Origin of the sequence: Labedaea rhizosphaerae, assembly GCF_004362825.1 — a bacterium.
Taxonomy (GTDB): Bacteria; Actinomycetota; Actinomycetes; order Mycobacteriales; family Pseudonocardiaceae; genus Labedaea; species Labedaea rhizosphaerae.
Genome location: NZ_SNXZ01000001.1, coordinates 951,778 through 968,558, shown reverse-complemented (window position 1 = coordinate 968,558; position 16,781 = coordinate 951,778). Strand labels below are relative to the sequence as shown.

Below are 16,781 nucleotides of genomic sequence, written 5' to 3'. Positions count from 1 at the left end.
GGGTGGCCGGTTGCTGCCTGGACCCGGTGCCGGGGACCGTGTCCTGCCTAACTTGGGACCATGGCACCGGAACCGACGAAGGTGACGCCCGAGCAACTGGGCACGCTCGCGGACGAGTTGGCCGGCGCCGGCAAGGCGCTCGACGACTCGCTCGGCATGAACAGCGACCCGGCGATGTGGATTGCCGCTGACCTCTACAAGGAGTACTTCGGGCCGGCCACCCAGGTCGCCGAGGTCTACGCGGCCATGGCCCGCAAGCTGCCCGACTACGTGCACTCCGCGTCGGGCAAGCTCAACCACGGCGCCGAGGTGTTCCGGACCGGTGCCACCGGGTTCGCCGAACGCGACGACCAGCACGGGCGCACCATGCAGCAGGCGGCCCCGCGATGACCGTCCTCGACGACATCGGCGGCCTGATCAACAACGTCCGCCTGATCATCCAGAGCAACCCCGATCGCCTCAACGACTTCGCCCAGCGGTGGGCGCAGGTCGCCGCCGCGGCGCAGGGCCAGCAGCCGGTGGTGATGCGGGGCATCACCGACGTGGAGTTCAACTCCGAGGGTGCGCTGGCCAAGCGCATGACCGAGTACCGCCTGCAGCTGGGCGACGGCATGGCCAAGCTCGGCGACGGCACGATGGAGGTCGCCGACGCGCTGCGGCAGGCGGCCCCCAGGCTGGCCACGATCCGCAAGGACCTGATCGCGGCCGCGGTCGGCGCCGGCCTGACGGCGGCCGCCCTGGCGATCCCGGTCGTCGGCGAGGTGCTCGAGGGCCTGGTCGCCGGCGGCGAGATCGTCACGATCGTCAACCTGGTCAACGACTACAACACCGAGATGACCGCGCTGAACGGCAGCTTCACCACCGCTCAGGCGAAGATGCAGGCGCTGGACACCTTGAACGCCAACGGCGGGGTCCTGCCCGACGCCCCGGCGGTCGGCCCCGGCGACGTCGGCCCGGGCCCGACCTCGTCGAACGGCCAGACCCCGGGCTCTCCCAGCTCGCAAAGCCCCAGCTCCCAAAGCCCGGGCACCCAAAGCCCCGGCGGCGACACCCCCGGCGGCACCCCGGCCAGCACCCCGACCGGCACCCCCGGCGCGGACACCCCTGGCGGCGCGACGCCGAGCATCCCGGGCGCCGACACGTCGACGGATCCGTCGACGCAGAATGCGGTGCCGTCGCTGGACTCCTCGACCCCCGATCCGTCGATCCCGTCGAGCTCGATCCCGTTGCCGGACCCGTCGTTGTCCGCCAGCACGCCGTCCACCCTGGACACCACGACGCCGAGCTTCACGTCGCCGAACCTGACCACGCCGAGCGCGCTCAGCTCGCCCAGCCCGGGTTCACCCGCGACGTTCACGCCGTCGTCGTTCACCCCGCTCGGGATGACCCCGGGGATGGCCTCCGGGACTCCTTTCCCTGGCCCGGGATCGTCCTCAGGTGTTGGTCTCGCAGCCAACCGACCCGCGCCGTCACTGGCCCGCGGCCCGATGTCCGGCAGCTCGTCGGACACCGGTCAGCGGGACAACAGGCCGGTGTCCGACGGTCCGTCGGGCGGCAGTGCTTCGGGCAGCAGTGCGTCCGGCGGGTTCATCCCGCCGATGATGCCGCCGATGGCCGGTGGTGGTGGCGGAGGTGGCGGCGGCGTGCGACCGGGTGAGGCGGGATCCCGTGGTGGGGCGGCATTGCGTGCGGGTGGCCGGGACGGCAGGCGCGCCGCCTTGCGGCCGCAACTGGCCGGGCGGTCCGGCGATCGCGAGGAGAAGCCGGCCGAGGTGCAGCGGCCCACGGACGGGAACCTGCTCGACGAAGAGCTGTGGCAGGTACCGGGCGCCCAGCCGCTCCCCGCACCGCCACAACCGGCGCGCCGCCGGCCGCCACGCGAGACCTGACTGGCCAAATGCGGACTGGTGAAAGCGATTCGGTGGCCGCTTGTGGTCCATTCCTTCTCACCGTCGCAGACGCTGGCTAACGTCGAATCGAGCGAACTTCCATCGGAAATACAAACGCAGGGTGGGGAGATCCATGTCGCATCACGTGACCGCAACCGCGCAGAATCCGTCAGGAGCCGTCGAGGTCGTGCACGTCGCGAACACGGCGACGTCGGCCGCGCCGCTGGACCTGGGTTCGACGGGGTCCGGCGGGCTGGTGAAGACGTCGGCCACGCAGGTCGAGGGCGAGAGCAAGATGCGTGGCGCGAACCTGCCGACGGACAACATCGAGGCGGCCAGCAACACGATCCAGCGTGGCAAGGCGGACCTCGCGGCGACCGCGGGTGCTGAGACGCGGCTCAACGTCCTGGACCTGGTCGGCGGCGGTGGTGGTGGCGGTGGTGGCGGCGCGGCCGCGGGCCAGCAGAACGCCAACAACGCCACCGGTGCCGTCGCGCAGAACAACCCCGACGTCGACCAGGCCTCGCAGAACTCCCAGCAAGGCGCCGCCAACGCCACCCCGCAGACGCCGACCCTCGGCAACTAGGAGCAGGTCGTGTCCCACCACGTGACAGCAACGGCGACGAACCCCTCCGGCGCGGTGGAGGTGGTGCACGTCGCGAGCGCGGCGGCCGCCTCGGCGCCGCTGGACCTGGGCTCCACTGGGTCCGGCGGGCTGGTCAAGACGTCGGCCACGCAGGTCGAGGGCGAGAGCAAGATGCGTGGCGCGAACCTGCCGACGGACAACATCGAGGCGGCCAGCAACACGATCCAGCGTGGCAAGGCGGACCTCGCGGCGACCGCGGGTGCTGAGACGCGGCTCAACGTCCTGGACCTGGTCGGCGGCGGTGGTGGTGGCGGTGGTGGCGGCGCGGCCGCGGGCCAGCAGAACGCCAACAACGCCACCGGTGCCGTCGCGCAGAACAACCCTGACGTCGACCAGTTGAAGACGCAGACCAACCTCAACGCCCCCACGGTCAACGACCTGCCGAGCGGCGGCACCACGCCCCTGGGCCAGGCGGGCAGCGGCCTGCCCCAGCAAGACGTTCGCAGCGTCAAACCGTAAAGCATTCAGAAACCAGGTGAATCGCCATGCCCATGATGATCGAGTCGCAATTCCTTGCGCTCACGAATCGTGCGTCCGTGACGTGGACCAAGGAGTTCCAGCAGCACATCAACAACGCCATCGACGGTTTTCGCGACCACCTCCGGTCGACCGCGAACACCGCGAACATGACCGACGACAACAGCGCCACGAACGTCACCAAGGCCGGCGGTCCGATGGGCCCGTCGAGCGGTCCGTCGGCGACCTGAGCGGATGACGGGAGACTGACATGGCGAAGGACGGCTTCACCAACGACCTCGACGTCGACTTCAAACCGGAGCAGACCACCAAGGTGAGCCAGGCGCCCGCGAACTCGGGCAACTCGGCGATGCCGGTGGTCGGCACCAACGCCCAGTCGCAGTGGGCCACCTGGGACCCGAACCAGTGGTGGACCGACTGGAACCTGCCCGCCGACCCGCGCCCCAGCTGGGAGCTGTGGTTCGACTGGGTGAAGCAGTTGAAGAACGCGGTGCCCGCGCTGCAGCAGGCGAGCACCGACTGGCAGACGCTGATCGGCCAGTTCGACACGTCGCTGCAGAACGTGCGCGGCATGCGTGCCGACCTCACCGAGTGGACCGGCCCGTCGGCGCAGACGATGGCGCAGTCGCTGGACCGGCTCGAGAACTCGATCACCACCAAGGCGAACGCGATCCGGGACAACCCGGCGAAGCTGAACGACGTCGTCCAGACGATCAACGACGCGGTCGCCCCGATGACCGCGCTGGACGCCGAGTACCAGAAGGTGCTGCAGGACCTGAACGCCTGCCGCCAGGTCGCCCTGCGCGGCCGCCCGATCATGCTGAACATCGCGATGCAGATGCTCAAGGCGGGCACGGCGCTGGAGAACAGCGTCCAGACCGACAACCTGGCACCGCAGCCGACCCCGCCGGCCGGGATCGAGCTGACCGACGCGCAGGCGGGCAACACCCAGCAGTTCGCGAACGTCGCCGGCTCCTCCGGCCTCACCGACCCGGGCAACGTCAGCCAGGGCCAGCAGGTCGCGGTGGCCCACGCGCCGACCGTCGCGGGTGCCTCCGGGATCACCGACCCCGGCACCGTCACCGCGGCGACGGGCCAGGGCATGGCCCACGCGCCGGGCGTGGCGATCAGCGCGGGCGGCGGCCAGGGCACCGAGGTGACCATGCCGGGCGACTCGGCCGCGCAGGTTGCCTCGAGCCCGACGCTGGCCAGCAGCAGCGCCGGCACGCTCGCGCCGATGCCCGCCGTGCCAACGGGTGCGGCCGCCCCCATGGGCACCGCCCCGACGGTCACCGGCGCCGGAGCCGGGTTCGTGCCGATGACCTCGATGCCAATGGGTGGCGGCGGTGGTGGCGGTGGCATCGCCCGGACGCCTTCGGTCGCGTCCACGGGTTCGCTCACGTCCGTGCCGGTGACGCCCGCGGGTGCACCGGGCAGCGCTTCGCGGATAGGGTCGAACCTCCCGCAGCCGGCCGCGCCGCAGCAGCAGCCGGGGCACACGACCGATCCCGTCCCGGTCGCGGTTCCGTTGATGGCGCCGCCGATCGCCGGCCGGGCCGGGGCCAGCGGCTCGGTCGCCGTCCCGAGTGGACTGGCCGGCCGGACCGCCGGTGCGAACCGCAAGACCGTGATCACGGGCGTGCCCCAGGGCCGCCAACGGGAGACCCTGCGGCTGCGTGACGAGAGCGACCAGCAGCTGGACACCGAGGCGTTCGACACCCCGGGCGCCGGTAGCGGTGTGGTGTCCGGTCGGCCGCCGGTGGCATGACCACCGAAACGGGCGTGGCCGGCCCGGCGAGCCTGGCCGGGCTCGCCGCCCTGGGCCTCGAACCGCTCGACGAGCAGGTGTACCGGGGGCTGCTGCGGCGGCCGTCCTGGCCGGCGCACGGGCTTGCCGAGCGGCTCGGGTTCGCGCCCGCCGAGTTCACGGGCGCCGTCGAGCGGCTGACCGCGATGCGGTTGGTGCGCCGCACGGGTGACGGCGACGTGCAGGCGGTCAGCCCGAGGATCGGGCTGGCCGCACTGGTCGCGAGCCGGGAGGCCGAACTGGCCGACCGGCGCTGGGAGCTCGAGCAGAGCAGGCTCGCCGCGGCGGCGCTCGCGGTCGAGCACGACACCCCGCGCCAGCGCACGCCGGCCGCCGCCGGGTCACCCGACGTCGTCTACGGCGAGGCCGCCGTGCGTGGCCGGGTCGCCGCGCTGATCGGCGAGGCGACCAGCAGCGTGATCGCGATCAGCCTGTCCTCGGGCGGCTACCTCGATCCCGTCGCGTTGCCGCCCACGGCGACCCATGCCGCGGTGCGGCGGGGTGTGACCGTGCGCTCGGTCTACTTCGACCGCGTGCGTGCGGATCCGCGGCTCGGCGGGTACGTGCGGGAACTGGTGTCGGCGGGGGCGTTCGTGCGCACCACGCGTGCGTTGCCGACCTCGGCGCTCGCCGTGGACGACAAGATGGTGGTGCTGCCGGTCGCGTTGTCCATGACCGGCAAGCGCCCTGGCGTCGTCCTGCTGCGGCTCCCTGGGGTCGTGACGGCGATTTCCGAGCTGTTCGAACGGGTCTGGGCCGGCGCGTCACCGTTGGGCGACGGCACCCCGGACGGGTTGGACGACCGCGAGCACGAGCTGCTGGGCCTGTTGTTGTCCGGCAGCACGGATGAGTCCGCGGCCGCGCAGCTGGGTGTTTCGGTGCGCACGGTGCGCCGCATCGTGGCGCGGTTGATGGAAACGCTCGACGCCCGCAGCCGGTTCGAGGCCGGTGCGCGCGCGGTGCTGCACGGCTGGCCCGCCCGGTAGTGGCCACAGGCGGCCAACCGGTGTCCGAATAGTGCCGCGAACGGCGAGACTGCCAATAGCGGATTGCTACGTTTTCCGCATTGAACATCCCGAACCCAAGGAGGGCGATCATGGCCAACGGTCAGGTGCAGCTCGATACCCAGCACATGCTGCAGGTTGCGCAGCAGGCCGCCAATTCGGTGGAAAGCATCAAGGGGCACGCGCAAACCCTGAAGAACGGGATCGACTACGTGCTCAGCTCGTGGCAGGGCCAGACCGGCGACGGTTACCGGACGGCTATGCAGGGCCAGAGCGCCATGCTCGACCAGCTGGTCCGCAAGCTGGACGAGGTCTCGGGGCACGTCCGCGCGGGTGGTCAGGGCTTCGACAGCCAGGACACCACCGGCAGGCAGAAGACCGAGGCGATGAGCAACCAGTTCCTCTCCGGCAACCTCAACTCCTGAGCCGTCGACGACAATTCTTGAAAGGGGTAGGACCATGGCTGGTGGCCAGTTGAACTTCCCGCCGGAAATCATGGAAGCCGTGTCCACGATGCAGCGTGCGGCCGGTTTGCTCGACCAGGAAATGAACGACCTGCACCAGAAGGTCGCCGCCTTCACGAACACGTCGCAGAGCGCCGCGGTCGGTGCGTTCGACGAGGCGCACCAGATGTGGCAGAAGTCGGGTCTCGCGCACAACGAGGCGCTCAACGGCCTCGCCCGCGTGGCCGGTGATTCCTACCAGGACATCACCTCGTTCGACAGCCAGCTCGCGAACCGGCTGCGCTGAGCCGATGTCCACCGACGATGCCGGGCAGCACTGGGGCTCGGCCCTCGACGGTGCCGTCGAGGTGGCGGTCGACGACCACGGCCGGGTGTCCACAGTGGAATTGGAACCCGACGTGCTGCGGCGGCTGTGGCCCGAGCAACTGGGCTCGGCCGTGGTCGCCGCGCACGCCGAGGCGGTCGCGACGCTCGCGGCGGCGAACGGTGGCGGGCCGCGATGACCTGGGACGCCACCGCGCTGCGGCGCGAGATCACCACGGCCGTCGAGGACTACCGCGCGGTGCTCGCCACGGAACGGGTCACGGTCGAGACCGGCCTGATCACGGCGGTGATGCGCCTGGACGGCGTGCTGCTCGAGGTCGTGGTCGACCCGCGGGCCCTGCGGGAGGAAGCCGACGAGGTCGCGGACCTGCTCACCGACGCGATCGCGTCGGCCGAGGACGCGGTGGCCCGCAGGCGGGCCGAGGTCGGCCACACGGTGACCTTCCTCGGGCACCCGGTGCTCGAGATGGTCGAGCTGATGACCAAGGACCCGGTCGCCGCGGCGAGCAGGCTGGCCGGGGACCCGGAAGCGAGGAGGCAAGCATGGGCGAGCTGACCTTTCGCCCGGACGAGCTGCACAGCGGCGCGCAGGCGTTCGACCAGCACGCGGAGATGCTGGTCGGGCACGCCCGGTCGATCGAGCAGGTGGCCGCGGCGCTGCCGAGCGCCCTGCAGGGCGTGGGCATGTCGGCGTTGCCGGGCATCCAGGCCCGGGTGCAGGAGTTGATGGGCCACTTCGAGACCGCGCACGAGCGCACCGCGAACGCGGGTTCGATGTTGCGGGACGCCGCGACGGGGTCCACGGCCATCGACGCCCAGGGCGGCGCCGCCATGGGGAGGGGCTGAGATGCCAGGAGAACTCGCGGGTCTCGAGGTGATCCAGGCCCACGCGGCCCGGCTGGGCATCGACATCTCGGACACCGTCAAGAAAGCCCAGATGATCATGCAGTCCGACCCGGCGGCATTGCGGCAGCACGGCACCGATCTGTCCACTGTGGCCACTGGGCTGGCCGCGGGTCAGCAGGACATGCACCGCACCGGCAACGACGTGCTGGCCAACTCGCAGGGGCAGTACGCCGACGCGTTCGGCCCGTACCACGACGAGCTCGTCGCCCACGTCGGCACGACCGCCGAGACGGCCAACACCCTGTCGGCACACGTGCACGCCGTCGCGAACAACATCCAGAGCGGGCAGGACACGGTGGTGTCGGCGACCGGCATCACCGCGACCGCGCTGAACATGTTGCGAGCATGAGCGAACCGGGTCGGGTCGAGCTGCTGGGCTGGACGCGCATCGTCGATCACGTCCACCAGCAGCAGACCCGGTTCCTGGCCGGCGGCGGACCCGGCAACGAGCCCCCGCTGCCGCCGCACGGCGTGGAAACCCCCGGCCCCCAGGACTTCGGGCTGGACTTGGCGTTGAACACCGCGGGCCTGGAGTACTTCGCATTGAAGGACTGGAAGCACGCGGGCGCGTTGCTCGGCCACTTCCTGGAGAACCAGGGCACCGACTTCCCCGTGGACCCCGCCCAGCTGATGCGCGACGTCCCGAGCTTCCAACGCGATGTGGACGCCTTCGTCGCCGGCAAGGCGGGCACCGGCGCGTTCGACTCCGGCTGGATCAACACCAACACGGACATCACCGACGCGGCGGGCAACGTGACCGGCCAGCAGAGCCTCGACTGGTACTACGCCCTGCACGACTGGCGTTACCGCGTGACCGGCACCTCGACGGTCGTCGACGGGCAGCCGCACACCGAGTACAAGGTGGAGATCTACAAGCCGTACATCTTCGGTGCGCCGCGGTCGGACATCAACATCCCGGTCCTCGGCGGCAAGCTGAGCCAGGACGACATCCAGCACCTCAACGCCACGGGTCTCGCCCGCAACTTCGTCGTCACCGGCGACCGGACCTTCACCAAGTAGGCGAGGAGGCGCGAGATGGACCAGCAGCTCGGCCGGCCGCACGTGATCGGCTGGCAGAACACCGTGGACGCGCAGTACCGGAAGCTGGCGGCCGCCGGTGGCGTGTCGCAGAACGGCTGGCCGGTGGACCCGCCGCGGCACTCGCGGCTGATTCCTGGAACCACCACGAAGGTGGTGGTGGCCGACGGGCCGGCAGGCGACGTCCTGCTCAGCGTGCTCGCCCAGGTGGCCAAGCGGGTGGAGAGCCCCGACGGCGGGCAGCTCGACGACTGGGGGTACGCGCACCGCACCGTGCGGGGCAGCGCCGACACGTCCAACCACGCCAGCGCGACCGCTGTCGACCTCAACGCGACCCGCCACCCGCTCGGCAAGCGCGGCACGTTCACCCCGCAGCAGGTCGACGAGATCCACAAGATCCTCGCCGAGCACGGCAACGTCGTGCGCTGGGGCGGGGACTACCACGGTCGCGTCGACGAGATGCACTTCGAGATCAACGCCGACCAGGCCGCCGTCGCCCGGGTGGCGGCGAACCTGCCCAAGTAGCCGAGGAAGTGGGATGGCCGTCGCCGAGGCGCCGTGGCAGCAGACCGTGAACGCGGGCCAAGCGAGCCCGCAGTGCTTGACCTCGGCTGTATCCCCCGTGGATGCCGAGCCGCCACGATCGTCGTGACGAGAGGGGTGTGTGATGGCGCTGACGGCGGGCGACGTGGGCAATGTCGAGAACCTGCCCGCGCCGCAGGACGCACCGGTGCGGTTGGTGCCGCCGCCCGCGCTCGAACGGGCCAGCGCGGAGGACATGCAGCTGACCCACCTCGGCCTGCGGCCGGTGGAGGAGGGCGCGTACCGGGCCGCGCTTGAACGTCCATCGTGGACAGTGGCGGACTTCGCGCGGCGGATCGGCATGTCCTTGGCGAAGACCGAAGAACTGGTCGGCCGGCTGGCGGAGCTCGACCTCGTCCACACCAGCGGCGATCGCAGCCGGCTGCGCCCGGTCAACCCGCAACTGGGGCTCACCGCGTTGATCGCCCGCCGGGAGGCGGAGATGGTCAGCTCGTGGCACGAACTGGAGCGCAGCCGGCTGGCCGCGGCCAACCTGGCCGCGGACTTCGACTCCGCGAACCGCACGCACATCGACGGCGCGTTGGACGTCGCGCACGGCCCCGAAGCCGTCCGCGCCCGCATCGCCGCACTGGTCAGCCAGGCCAAGACCGAGGTCGTCTCGATGATGCTGTCCGGGTCCGGCTACGTGGACCCGGTGGCGATGCCGCGCCGTGGCGACCTCGCCTCGCCCGCGCCGGGCGTCCGGTTCCGCACCGTCGCCATGGACCGCGCACGCCAGGACCCGCTGACCTTGCGGCACCTGAACAACTCCGTGACCGACGGCGTCGAGGTGCGCACAGCGCCCGAGGTGCCGATGTCGGCGCTGGTCGTCGACGCCACCGTCGCCGTGTTCCCGCTCGCCCCCGCGACCACGCGGCACCGCGTCGGCGCGGTCGTGTTGCGCCTGCCCAGCGTGGTGATCACGACGGTCGAGCTGTTCGAGCGCGTGTGGACCGAGGCGACCCCGCTCGACCAGGCCGCGGGCGGGCGCGACGCGCCGGACGAGCGTGAACGGGAACTGCTCGCGCTCATGCTCGCCGGCTGCACCGACGAGTCGGCGGCGGGCAAGCTCGACGTGTCGGTGCGCACCGTGCGCCGGCTGGTGGCCGACCTGATGGAGCGGCTCGGCTCGCGCAGCCGGTTCCAGGCCGGCGCCCTGGCCGCCGAACGCGGCTGGATCAGCGCGCAGATGTTGCGCGAGAGCACCGAATCCCGATGAGGCACCGATGTACTGGATGGATCTGTCCGAAGGCGACCTGATGTTCTACCGCGACGTGTTCGGCTGGTCGTCCACAGTGGACGCGTTCACCCTCGACGGTGCGGTGGTCGCCGGGCACGGCGCGCCCGCGATCCCCGGTTCGGGGCCCCGGTGGAGCCTGCACGTCCAGGTCGACGACGTCGCGCGGGTCTGCGCGGGCGCCGACGTCCTGGCCGGGCCGGTGGACTCGGCCATGGGCAAGACCGCGGTGCTCGCCGACCCCGCGGGTGCCGCCTTCGTCGTGCGTGAGCCGGGCCGACAGGCCTCGTGTTTGCACAAGCCGATGGCGTTGACGTGGGCGGAGCTCTGCACGAACGACCTGGCCGGCGCGCGCACGTTCTACAGTGGACTGTTCGGCTGGAACCCGATCGACATCGTGATGGAGATGCCGGCGGGCAAGGTGGACTACGCGGTGTTCATGGCGGGCGAGGCCGAGGTCGGCGGCGTGCTCCCGGCCGAGGGGGCGTTCGCCCCGGCCGAACCGTCCTACTGGCTGCCCTACGTGGAGGTCACCGACGCCGACGCGATCGCCGCCCGCGCCGTCGAGGCCGGGGGCGCGGTGCCGGTCGCGCCGTTCGACATCCCGCGCATCGGCCGGGTCGCGTTGCTCGCCGGGCGCAGCGGCGAAACCCTTGCGGTCATGCAGATGCCGAGCTAGTGGCCGGTAACTGCCGGACGCCGTTCTCGGCCTCCTTCGCGGATTACCTTCGTACCATGACCATCGACCCGAACGAGCTGACCACGCAGTTGCGGGCCGCATTCCAGGACGCCCGCCCACCGGGACCGTTCACCGGCGAGGCCCCCGGTGTGTCGGTCGAGGTGAGCGTGGACGGCGAACTCCTCGACCTCACCTTCGACGAGCCGGTGTACCAGACCAAGGACACCGCCGAGCTGAGTGCCGCGATCGTCGCCGCACACCGCACCGCCCGGCAGACGGCGTTGGCGGGCAAGCGAAACGCGGTGTTCACCGTGCTCGACCGCGCGGGCGTGACCAGGGCGGCGAAGGGCTGGCCGGCGTGATCACCGGGTGGGAGAGCCCCGAGGTGCTCTACGCGACCGTCACCGACACGCTGCGCCGCTACGCCGACCGGATCGCGGCGGAGAAGCTCACCATCGGGCGGATCGAGGACGGCGTCACCGTGGTCATCGGCGTCGACGGCTACCTCGTGTCGGTCGAGGTCGAGACCTGGGTGCGCCGGCGCTACGACGCCGCGCAGGTGGCGGAGTTCGTCGCCGACGCGATCCGGCGCGCCGAGCACGCCGCCGACCAGCGCCGGCACGAGCTCGCCGCCGGCATGGAGTACTGACCGGGGCGCGGGATGGACGTTGTCGGGGCTGGTCCGATCGCGACCGTGCACAGCACGCGTCGCCCGGACGGCGGGCACGCGGCGCTCAAGGTGTTCCCGGAGCCGATGGACCGGTTCACCAGCGCGGCGTTCGAACGCGAACGTTCGGTGCTCGCGACGCTGGCGTCGGTGTCGGCCATCGTGCAGGTCGACGACGTCCAGGAGTTGCCGGACGGGCGTCCCGCGCTGGTGATGGAGTTGTGCGAGCAGTCGCTCGGGCAACTGCTGGACGCGTGCGGCGTGCTGTCCGTCGAGGACACGACGGCGGTGGGGGAGGCCGTGGCGACCGCGCTCGTGGCCGCGCACGAGGCCGGTCTCGTGCACGGGGGCGTGACCCCGCACAACGTGTTGCTGCGCGAGGACGGCGAGCCGGTGCTGGCGGACTTCGGCGTCGCGTTGCGCCGCCGCTACCGCCAGTCGGCCGGACCGTGGACCGCCCCCGAGGTGGCCGGCGGTGCCGAACCGACCGAACGCAGCGACCTCTACGGCCTGGGCGCGGTCCTGTTCACGGCGTTGACCGGCCGGCGACCCGGCGAGCGGGCCGAACTCCCCGAGGCACTGGGCGAGCTGGTCACCAGACTGCTGGCGGTCGATCCGGCCGAGAGGCCCCCGAACGCGCGCGCCGTCCTGAGCGAGTTGACCGGGGCACCCGGGGAGGCCGCGGGCTTCGACGACTTCCCCGAGGACGTCGACCACAGCACGACCAAAGAGGTCGAGGACGAGTTCTTCGCGGAGTGGGAAGGCAAGCCCGTCGCCAAGGCGGCTTCGTCCGATGAGGACGTCCCGCTTCCCGCCCGCCGCAAGGCTTTGGGCATCGTGGCCGCGCTGGCGGTGCTGATCGCGGTGCCTGTGCTGGCCCGTCGCCAGCCACCGCCCGAGCTGGACGCACCCCCGAACTACGCCGGTTCGAACGTCGGCTTGACCGTGCACACCACCCGGCGACTGGATTTCGTGCTGGACCCGCCGGTGGACAAGGGCAAGTCGGTGGTCCTGACGTGGCACAGCGACGCCGACCTCGAGTACGCGGTCGTCATCGCCGGCGAGTCCATCGAGACGAAGGTGGTGCGGGTCGGGCGCAAGGCATCGACGCGCGTGCCGGTGGACAAGGTGCGGCGGTACTGCTTCCAGGTGCAGGGCACGGACGGCATCGACACGTTCCAGACCGAGCCCCAACCCATCCGGCAGGCAGTGTGCAGCGAGGGCCAGTAACCCTCCCTTGGATTCGGCTCCGTCGATCCGCTGCTCAGTTTGACCGGCTGCCCAGATGTGATCCGCTGAACGGCCACTCCGCCACCCGCTGACCAGCGACTTTTCGCCTCGCGTAGGCCAGACCCCACCCGGCCCGAGGGCTCCCCGAGTCCCATTCTCTCGTTTTACCAGGGTCGCAACGGGTTTCGGCGCGATCTGTGGACAACTGCCCGCCTGTGGAAAACCGCAACGGCGAGGTCAGATCGAGCCCGCGTGGTCCACCGGCCAGATGATCGCGACCGCCCGGCCCTCCACCAAGCTCTCGTCGACCGGCCCGAACCCGCGGCTGTCCAGCGAGTGGCAGCGGTTGTCGCCGAGCAGGTAGACCTGTCCGCTGGCGACGGTCACCGGCTTGAGCCCGGCCGCGTTGTCCGCGCACCCCGGCCGCAGGTAGGGCTCGTCGATCGGCACCCCGTTGCGCAGCACCCGCCCGTCGCGCGCCTCGATCCGGTCGCCGGCCAGCCCGATCACGCGCTTCACCAGTTCGTCCTCTTCGGACGCCACGCCCGGCGGCCGGTCGAGCACCACCACGTCGCCGAGCCGCACGCCGCCGATCAGGTAGCTCAGCTTGTCCACCACGATGTGGTCGCCGGTCCGCAGCGTGTCGTCCATCGACCCCGATGCGACCACCAGGCTCTGCACCACGTACGCCCGCAGCACCAGCACCGCGGCCACCGACACCGCGCCGACCACCAACCACGTCCGGATGGCCGCCCCGGTGACGGCCTCGTCCTTGACGGCCTTCGCCGGCCCCGGCTGCCACACGTACCCCGCGACCAGCAGCCCCGCGGCCACGACGACGCCGCTGCCCACCAGGTCGTCCGAGCGCACGAGCAGCAACGGCCCCAACGCCACCGCGATCGCGACGACCTGCCCGGCCACCCGCGCGACCTTGCGTCCCGTCGCCGGCGAACCCGACCACTGCCACACGGCCGCGCGGACCAGTTCGCCGCCGTCCATGGGCAGGCCGGGCAGCAGCGTGAACACCGTGACCGCCAGGTTCACCGCGGTCGTCGTGCCGAACAGCACGCCGGGCACCCCGCCGCTGAGCACCGCCAACGCCCCCGTGGCGATCGCCAGCACCAGACTCGCCGCCGGCCCGCCGACCGCCGCGATCGCCACCTGCCTGGGCGTGTACGCGCGGTCGTGCTCGACCGATCCGCCCGGCAGCGACAACACCACCGCACGCACGACCACGCGTGCGAGGCGGCAAGCGAGCACGTGCCCGGTCTCGTGGACCAGCAGCGACCCGAGCAGTACCCAGCCCAGGACGAACGAGATCAGGTACTCGACCGGCACCGGCAACCCCGGAACGAGCCGGGCCACGATGCCCGGGTACAGCGCCGTGACCAGCGCGATCACCGCGATCCAGGCCGAGGAGACGCGCAGCGGCACGCCGAGCAACCGGCCGGCCGGCAGTCCGGTGGTGGCCGCGGTGCCCAGCCTGCTGCGAGTGCGCCAGTCGTCGGTGCGTGTCATCGAAATCTCAGGTTGGTCCGTCGATGGTTGTGGGTGCCGACCGCAAGGAGGAGCGCTCGTGATGTTTCGCGTTCTCGGCCCGCTCGAGGTGCACTCGCCGGGTGGTGACCGGGTCGAGCTCGGCGCCCGCAAGCCGACCGCTTTGCTGACCACCTTGCTTTTGCAGGCTAACGCGTGGGTGAGCGCGGAACGACTGATCGCCGCGATTTGGCCGGAACGGGACGCGCCGCAGTCGGCGGACCGCAACTTGAAGACATATGTCTGGCGCATCCGGAAGGTGTTGCCCGGTCGCGTGGAAAGCCGCCACGGTGCGTACCGGATCGTGGTCGCCAAGGGCGAGCTGGACACCGACGTCTTCCGAGACCTGGTGGCCCAAGCGGATCGCGAACACGGACAGTCCGCTGTGGACATCTATACCCGGGCGCTGGTGTTGTGGCGCGGAACCCCGTTCGAGGAGGTCACCACCGACGAAGCCTTCGCCGCCGCGTCCCGGCTGGGCGAACTGCGCAGGCACGCACAGGAATCGCTGGCCAGGTCCCTGATCGCGTCCGGCCGCCGCGCCGAGGCGATCACCCTGCTGCGCGGCCTCACCGCCGACGAGCCCCTGCGTGAGTCGACGTGGGCGAGCCTCGTGCTGGCCCTGCACGCCGACGGCCGGCGCGCGGAGGCCCTCGCCTGCTACCAGCAGGCAAGAACCGTGCTGGTGGACGAACTCGGCGTCGAACCCGGGGCAGAACTGGCCGCGGCGCAACAACAAGTACTGACCGGCGCGCCCGTGCTCACCGCGGTGAACACGCTGCCCCGCGACCTCCCGGACTTCGTCGGCCGCGACCGCGAACTGCCGGCGTTGCTGGCGGCCTGCACCGACCGACGGTTGGTGCTGGTCACCGGCATGGCCGGCGTCGGCAAGACGGCGCTGGCCGTGCACGTGGCCCACCGGCTAGCCGAGTCCTATCCGGACGGACGACTCTTCGTCTCATTGCGGGACAACGGTGTTCCGGTGGGAGCTGCCGAAGCCTTGCGCCGCTTGCTGGTTTCCCTGGGCGTGGCCCCGCGTGACGTCCCGGACGCCCTCGCCGATCGCGTGGCCCGCTGGCGCGCCGCCCTGTCCGGCCGCCGGGTGCTGGTGGTCCTGGACGACGCCGAGGACGAGTCGGAGGTCCTGCCCCTGCTGCCCGGCGGCGAGGGCTGCGGTGTGGTGGTCACCGGCAACGTCGCCATCGACGGGGCGGCGATCGTGCCCCTGAAGCTGATGCCCGACCGCGACGCCACCGACCTGTTCACCGCTATTGCCGGCCCGCGCGACCCGTCGGCCGTACTGGACGTCGTCCACAGTTGCGGCAACCTGCCTCTGGCCATCCGGGTGGCGGCAGCGCGTCTGATCCAACGTCCGTTGTGGACGGTGTCGGACCTGGCCGACCGCCTCCGCGACCCCCACGGCCGTGACGAGGAGCTGCACCGCAACGGCCGCAGCGTCCGCGCGCGCTTCGAACCGGCGTACCACCGGCTGCCGCCCGCGCACCGCCGCTTGTTCGACCTGCTGGCCAGCGCACCGGAGCGGATCGACGCCCCGACCGCGGCGGCCCTGGCCCACGTCCGCCGCCCCGAGGCCGCCCGCATGCTCGACCGCCTGGCCGACGAACACCTCCTGACCGAATCGGCACCCGGCCGGTTCACCATGCACCCCCTGGTCCGCGACCTGGCGCGAGTCACCGTTTCGCCCGAGGTGGTCCCCCTGCGCGGTGCGTCGTGACCGCCTCGCCCCCGGCCGGGGGACAGCCGCCCCGCAAACCAAGGGTGTCGGCGGCCCTTCGCAACCGCAGGCCCCGCCAGCCGGCGGTCGAGGGTTCTTCTGAAACGGGCCCCAGCACGCCGGACGGGCGGCCGCGAGCACCGCAGGCAGTTCCGGCGTTGCCGCCCGGTCCGATGCCTGCGCCAAACCCCGCCCCGCCCGCCAGTCCAGCGCCAGACCCCGCACCCCCTTCCGGTCCCGCGCCGGTGCGCGACTCCACGCCGGTGCCTGGCCACACGTCGCTCCGCGAGTCAGCGCCGGTGCTTGGCCCAGCACCGCTGCTGGAGCATGCACCGGCGCCTGGCCCCGTGTTGGGCTCTGCTTTGCGGCCGAGTCCCGTGCCTGTGGCGAGTTCTGCGCCGTTGTCCGGTCCCGCGTCGCTGCCGGCCCCCGCGCCGGTGCCTGGTCCTGCGCGTCTGGCTGGGCCAATTCCGATGCCGGTGCCTGACCCTGTGCTGGGCTCTGCTTCGCGGCCGAGTCCCGTGCCTGTGGCGAGTTCTGCGCCGTTGTCCGGTGCCGCG

Annotated in this window: 22 protein-coding genes; 21 read left to right on the top strand and 1 reads right to left on the bottom strand. The window is 71.6% G+C overall.

The genetic code is table 11. The annotated features are described in order from the left end of the window. Positions 1-60: 60 nt before the first annotated feature. From EV186_RS04365 to EV186_RS04270, 20 genes are all read left to right on the top strand, one after another. Positions 61-390, top strand: a complete 330-nt coding sequence (locus EV186_RS04365) for a hypothetical protein (RefSeq protein ID WP_133847761.1) — start codon at positions 61-63, stop codon at positions 388-390. Beyond that, complete coding sequence (locus tag EV186_RS04360) at positions 387-1,889, top strand: hypothetical protein (RefSeq protein WP_133847760.1); 1,503 nt, start codon at positions 387-389, stop codon at positions 1,887-1,889. The genes EV186_RS04365 and EV186_RS04360 overlap by 4 nt, the downstream gene beginning before the upstream one ends. Positions 1,890-2,022: 133 nt before the next feature. Further along, positions 2,023-2,475: a hypothetical protein gene (locus EV186_RS04355; RefSeq protein ID WP_133847759.1), complete on the top strand. Its 453-nt coding sequence runs from the start codon at positions 2,023-2,025 to the stop codon at positions 2,473-2,475. Between the two features lie 9 nt (positions 2,476-2,484). Next, on the top strand, positions 2,485-2,994 hold the full coding sequence (locus EV186_RS04350) for a hypothetical protein (RefSeq protein ID WP_133847758.1): 510 nt from the start codon (positions 2,485-2,487) through the stop codon (positions 2,992-2,994). A 26-nt stretch (positions 2,995-3,020) separates the two neighbouring features. Then, positions 3,021-3,242 (top strand): hypothetical protein, encoded by a 222-nt coding sequence (locus EV186_RS04345; RefSeq protein WP_133847757.1) that lies wholly within the window; start codon positions 3,021-3,023, stop codon positions 3,240-3,242. Between the two features lie 20 nt (positions 3,243-3,262). Continuing rightward, positions 3,263-4,780 carry a hypothetical protein gene (locus EV186_RS04340; RefSeq protein ID WP_133847756.1) on the top strand — a complete coding sequence of 506 codons (1,518 nt, stop codon included), beginning with the start codon at positions 3,263-3,265 and terminating at the stop codon, positions 4,778-4,780. Further along, positions 4,777-5,805: a helix-turn-helix domain-containing protein gene (locus EV186_RS39820; RefSeq protein ID WP_133847755.1), complete on the top strand. Its 1,029-nt coding sequence runs from the start codon at positions 4,777-4,779 to the stop codon at positions 5,803-5,805. The genes EV186_RS04340 and EV186_RS39820 overlap by 4 nt, the downstream gene beginning before the upstream one ends. 110 nt (positions 5,806-5,915) lie before the next feature. Beyond that, positions 5,916-6,248, top strand: a complete 333-nt coding sequence (locus EV186_RS04330) for a WXG100 family type VII secretion target (RefSeq protein ID WP_133847754.1) — start codon at positions 5,916-5,918, stop codon at positions 6,246-6,248. Positions 6,249-6,282: 34 nt separating this feature from the next. Further along, on the top strand, positions 6,283-6,573 hold the full coding sequence (locus EV186_RS04325) for a WXG100 family type VII secretion target (protein WP_133847753.1): 291 nt from the start codon (positions 6,283-6,285) through the stop codon (positions 6,571-6,573). A gap of 4 nt (positions 6,574-6,577) precedes the next feature. Further along, positions 6,578-6,790, top strand: a complete 213-nt coding sequence (locus EV186_RS04320; protein WP_133847752.1) for a YbaB/EbfC family nucleoid-associated protein — start codon at positions 6,578-6,580, stop codon at positions 6,788-6,790. Continuing rightward, the gene (locus EV186_RS04315; protein ID WP_133847751.1) at positions 6,787-7,167 is read left to right on the top strand and encodes a YbaB/EbfC family nucleoid-associated protein; all 381 of its coding nucleotides are present in this window, start codon (positions 6,787-6,789) and stop codon (positions 7,165-7,167) included. The genes EV186_RS04320 and EV186_RS04315 overlap by 4 nt, the downstream gene beginning before the upstream one ends. Then, positions 7,155-7,457 (top strand): hypothetical protein, encoded by a 303-nt coding sequence (locus EV186_RS04310; RefSeq protein ID WP_133847750.1) that lies wholly within the window; start codon positions 7,155-7,157, stop codon positions 7,455-7,457. The genes EV186_RS04315 and EV186_RS04310 overlap by 13 nt, the downstream gene beginning before the upstream one ends. Position 7,458: 1 nt before the next feature. After that, positions 7,459-7,866, top strand: coding sequence for a WXG100 family type VII secretion target (locus EV186_RS04305; RefSeq protein WP_133847749.1), 408 nt, complete (start codon positions 7,459-7,461; stop codon positions 7,864-7,866). Further along, on the top strand, positions 7,863-8,537 hold the full coding sequence (locus EV186_RS04300; protein ID WP_133847748.1) for a hypothetical protein: 675 nt from the start codon (positions 7,863-7,865) through the stop codon (positions 8,535-8,537). Before EV186_RS04305 ends, EV186_RS04300 begins: the two co-directional genes overlap by 4 nt. A gap of 15 nt (positions 8,538-8,552) precedes the next feature. After that, positions 8,553-9,080: a M15 family metallopeptidase gene (locus EV186_RS04295; RefSeq protein WP_133847747.1), complete on the top strand. Its 528-nt coding sequence runs from the start codon at positions 8,553-8,555 to the stop codon at positions 9,078-9,080. Positions 9,081-9,222: 142 nt separating this feature from the next. After that, complete coding sequence (locus tag EV186_RS04290) at positions 9,223-10,356, top strand: helix-turn-helix transcriptional regulator (RefSeq protein WP_133847746.1); 1,134 nt, start codon at positions 9,223-9,225, stop codon at positions 10,354-10,356. 7 nt (positions 10,357-10,363) lie between these two features. Beyond that, the gene (locus EV186_RS04285) at positions 10,364-11,053 is read left to right on the top strand and encodes a VOC family protein (protein WP_133847745.1); all 690 of its coding nucleotides are present in this window, start codon (positions 10,364-10,366) and stop codon (positions 11,051-11,053) included. A gap of 56 nt (positions 11,054-11,109) precedes the next feature. Continuing rightward, complete coding sequence (locus tag EV186_RS04280) at positions 11,110-11,415, top strand: YbaB/EbfC family nucleoid-associated protein (RefSeq protein WP_133847744.1); 306 nt, start codon at positions 11,110-11,112, stop codon at positions 11,413-11,415. After that, positions 11,412-11,702, top strand: coding sequence for a hypothetical protein (locus EV186_RS04275; protein WP_133847743.1), 291 nt, complete (start codon positions 11,412-11,414; stop codon positions 11,700-11,702). Before EV186_RS04280 ends, EV186_RS04275 begins: the two co-directional genes overlap by 4 nt. Positions 11,703-11,714: 12 nt before the next feature. Beyond that, the gene (locus EV186_RS04270) at positions 11,715-12,950 is read left to right on the top strand and encodes a serine/threonine-protein kinase (protein ID WP_133847742.1); all 1,236 of its coding nucleotides are present in this window, start codon (positions 11,715-11,717) and stop codon (positions 12,948-12,950) included. 237 nt (positions 12,951-13,187) lie between these two features. Here the strand turns inward: EV186_RS04270 and lepB are convergent, their stop codons facing one another. Beyond that, positions 13,188-14,468: a signal peptidase I gene (gene lepB / locus EV186_RS04265; RefSeq protein ID WP_133847741.1), complete on the bottom strand. Its 1,281-nt coding sequence runs from the start codon at positions 14,466-14,468 to the stop codon at positions 13,188-13,190. A 61-nt stretch (positions 14,469-14,529) separates the two neighbouring features. On the opposite strand from lepB, the gene EV186_RS04260 reads away from it, so the two are divergent. Beyond that, a complete protein-coding gene (locus EV186_RS04260; protein ID WP_243753920.1) occupies positions 14,530-16,221 on the top strand; it encodes an AfsR/SARP family transcriptional regulator in 1,692 nt (563 codons plus the stop codon). Positions 16,222-16,781 lie beyond the last annotated feature (560 nt).

Coding starts and splice junctions, on each gene's coding strand:
- EV186_RS04365 (WP_133847761.1), top strand. CDS start 61: ATGGCACCGGAACCGACGAAGGTGACGCCCGAGCAACTGGGCACGCTC.
- EV186_RS04360 (WP_133847760.1), top strand. CDS start 387: ATGACCGTCCTCGACGACATCGGCGGCCTGATCAACAACGTCCGCCTG.
- EV186_RS04355 (WP_133847759.1), top strand. CDS start 2,023: ATGTCGCATCACGTGACCGCAACCGCGCAGAATCCGTCAGGAGCCGTC.
- EV186_RS04345 (WP_133847757.1), top strand. CDS start 3,021: ATGCCCATGATGATCGAGTCGCAATTCCTTGCGCTCACGAATCGTGCG.
- EV186_RS04340 (WP_133847756.1), top strand. CDS start 3,263: ATGGCGAAGGACGGCTTCACCAACGACCTCGACGTCGACTTCAAACCG.
- EV186_RS39820 (WP_133847755.1), top strand. CDS start 4,777: ATGACCACCGAAACGGGCGTGGCCGGCCCGGCGAGCCTGGCCGGGCTC.
- EV186_RS04330 (WP_133847754.1), top strand. CDS start 5,916: ATGGCCAACGGTCAGGTGCAGCTCGATACCCAGCACATGCTGCAGGTT.
- EV186_RS04325 (WP_133847753.1), top strand. CDS start 6,283: ATGGCTGGTGGCCAGTTGAACTTCCCGCCGGAAATCATGGAAGCCGTG.
- EV186_RS04320 (WP_133847752.1), top strand. CDS start 6,578: ATGTCCACCGACGATGCCGGGCAGCACTGGGGCTCGGCCCTCGACGGT.
- EV186_RS04315 (WP_133847751.1), top strand. CDS start 6,787: ATGACCTGGGACGCCACCGCGCTGCGGCGCGAGATCACCACGGCCGTC.
- EV186_RS04310 (WP_133847750.1), top strand. CDS start 7,155: ATGGGCGAGCTGACCTTTCGCCCGGACGAGCTGCACAGCGGCGCGCAG.
- EV186_RS04305 (WP_133847749.1), top strand. CDS start 7,459: ATGCCAGGAGAACTCGCGGGTCTCGAGGTGATCCAGGCCCACGCGGCC.
- EV186_RS04300 (WP_133847748.1), top strand. CDS start 7,863: ATGAGCGAACCGGGTCGGGTCGAGCTGCTGGGCTGGACGCGCATCGTC.
- EV186_RS04295 (WP_133847747.1), top strand. CDS start 8,553: ATGGACCAGCAGCTCGGCCGGCCGCACGTGATCGGCTGGCAGAACACC.
- EV186_RS04290 (WP_133847746.1), top strand. CDS start 9,223: ATGGCGCTGACGGCGGGCGACGTGGGCAATGTCGAGAACCTGCCCGCG.
- EV186_RS04285 (WP_133847745.1), top strand. CDS start 10,364: ATGTACTGGATGGATCTGTCCGAAGGCGACCTGATGTTCTACCGCGAC.
- EV186_RS04280 (WP_133847744.1), top strand. CDS start 11,110: ATGACCATCGACCCGAACGAGCTGACCACGCAGTTGCGGGCCGCATTC.
- EV186_RS04270 (WP_133847742.1), top strand. CDS start 11,715: ATGGACGTTGTCGGGGCTGGTCCGATCGCGACCGTGCACAGCACGCGT.
- lepB (WP_133847741.1), bottom strand. CDS start 14,468: ATGACACGCACCGACGACTGGCGCACTCGCAGCAGGCTGGGCACCGCG.
- EV186_RS04260 (WP_243753920.1), top strand. CDS start 14,530: ATGTTTCGCGTTCTCGGCCCGCTCGAGGTGCACTCGCCGGGTGGTGAC.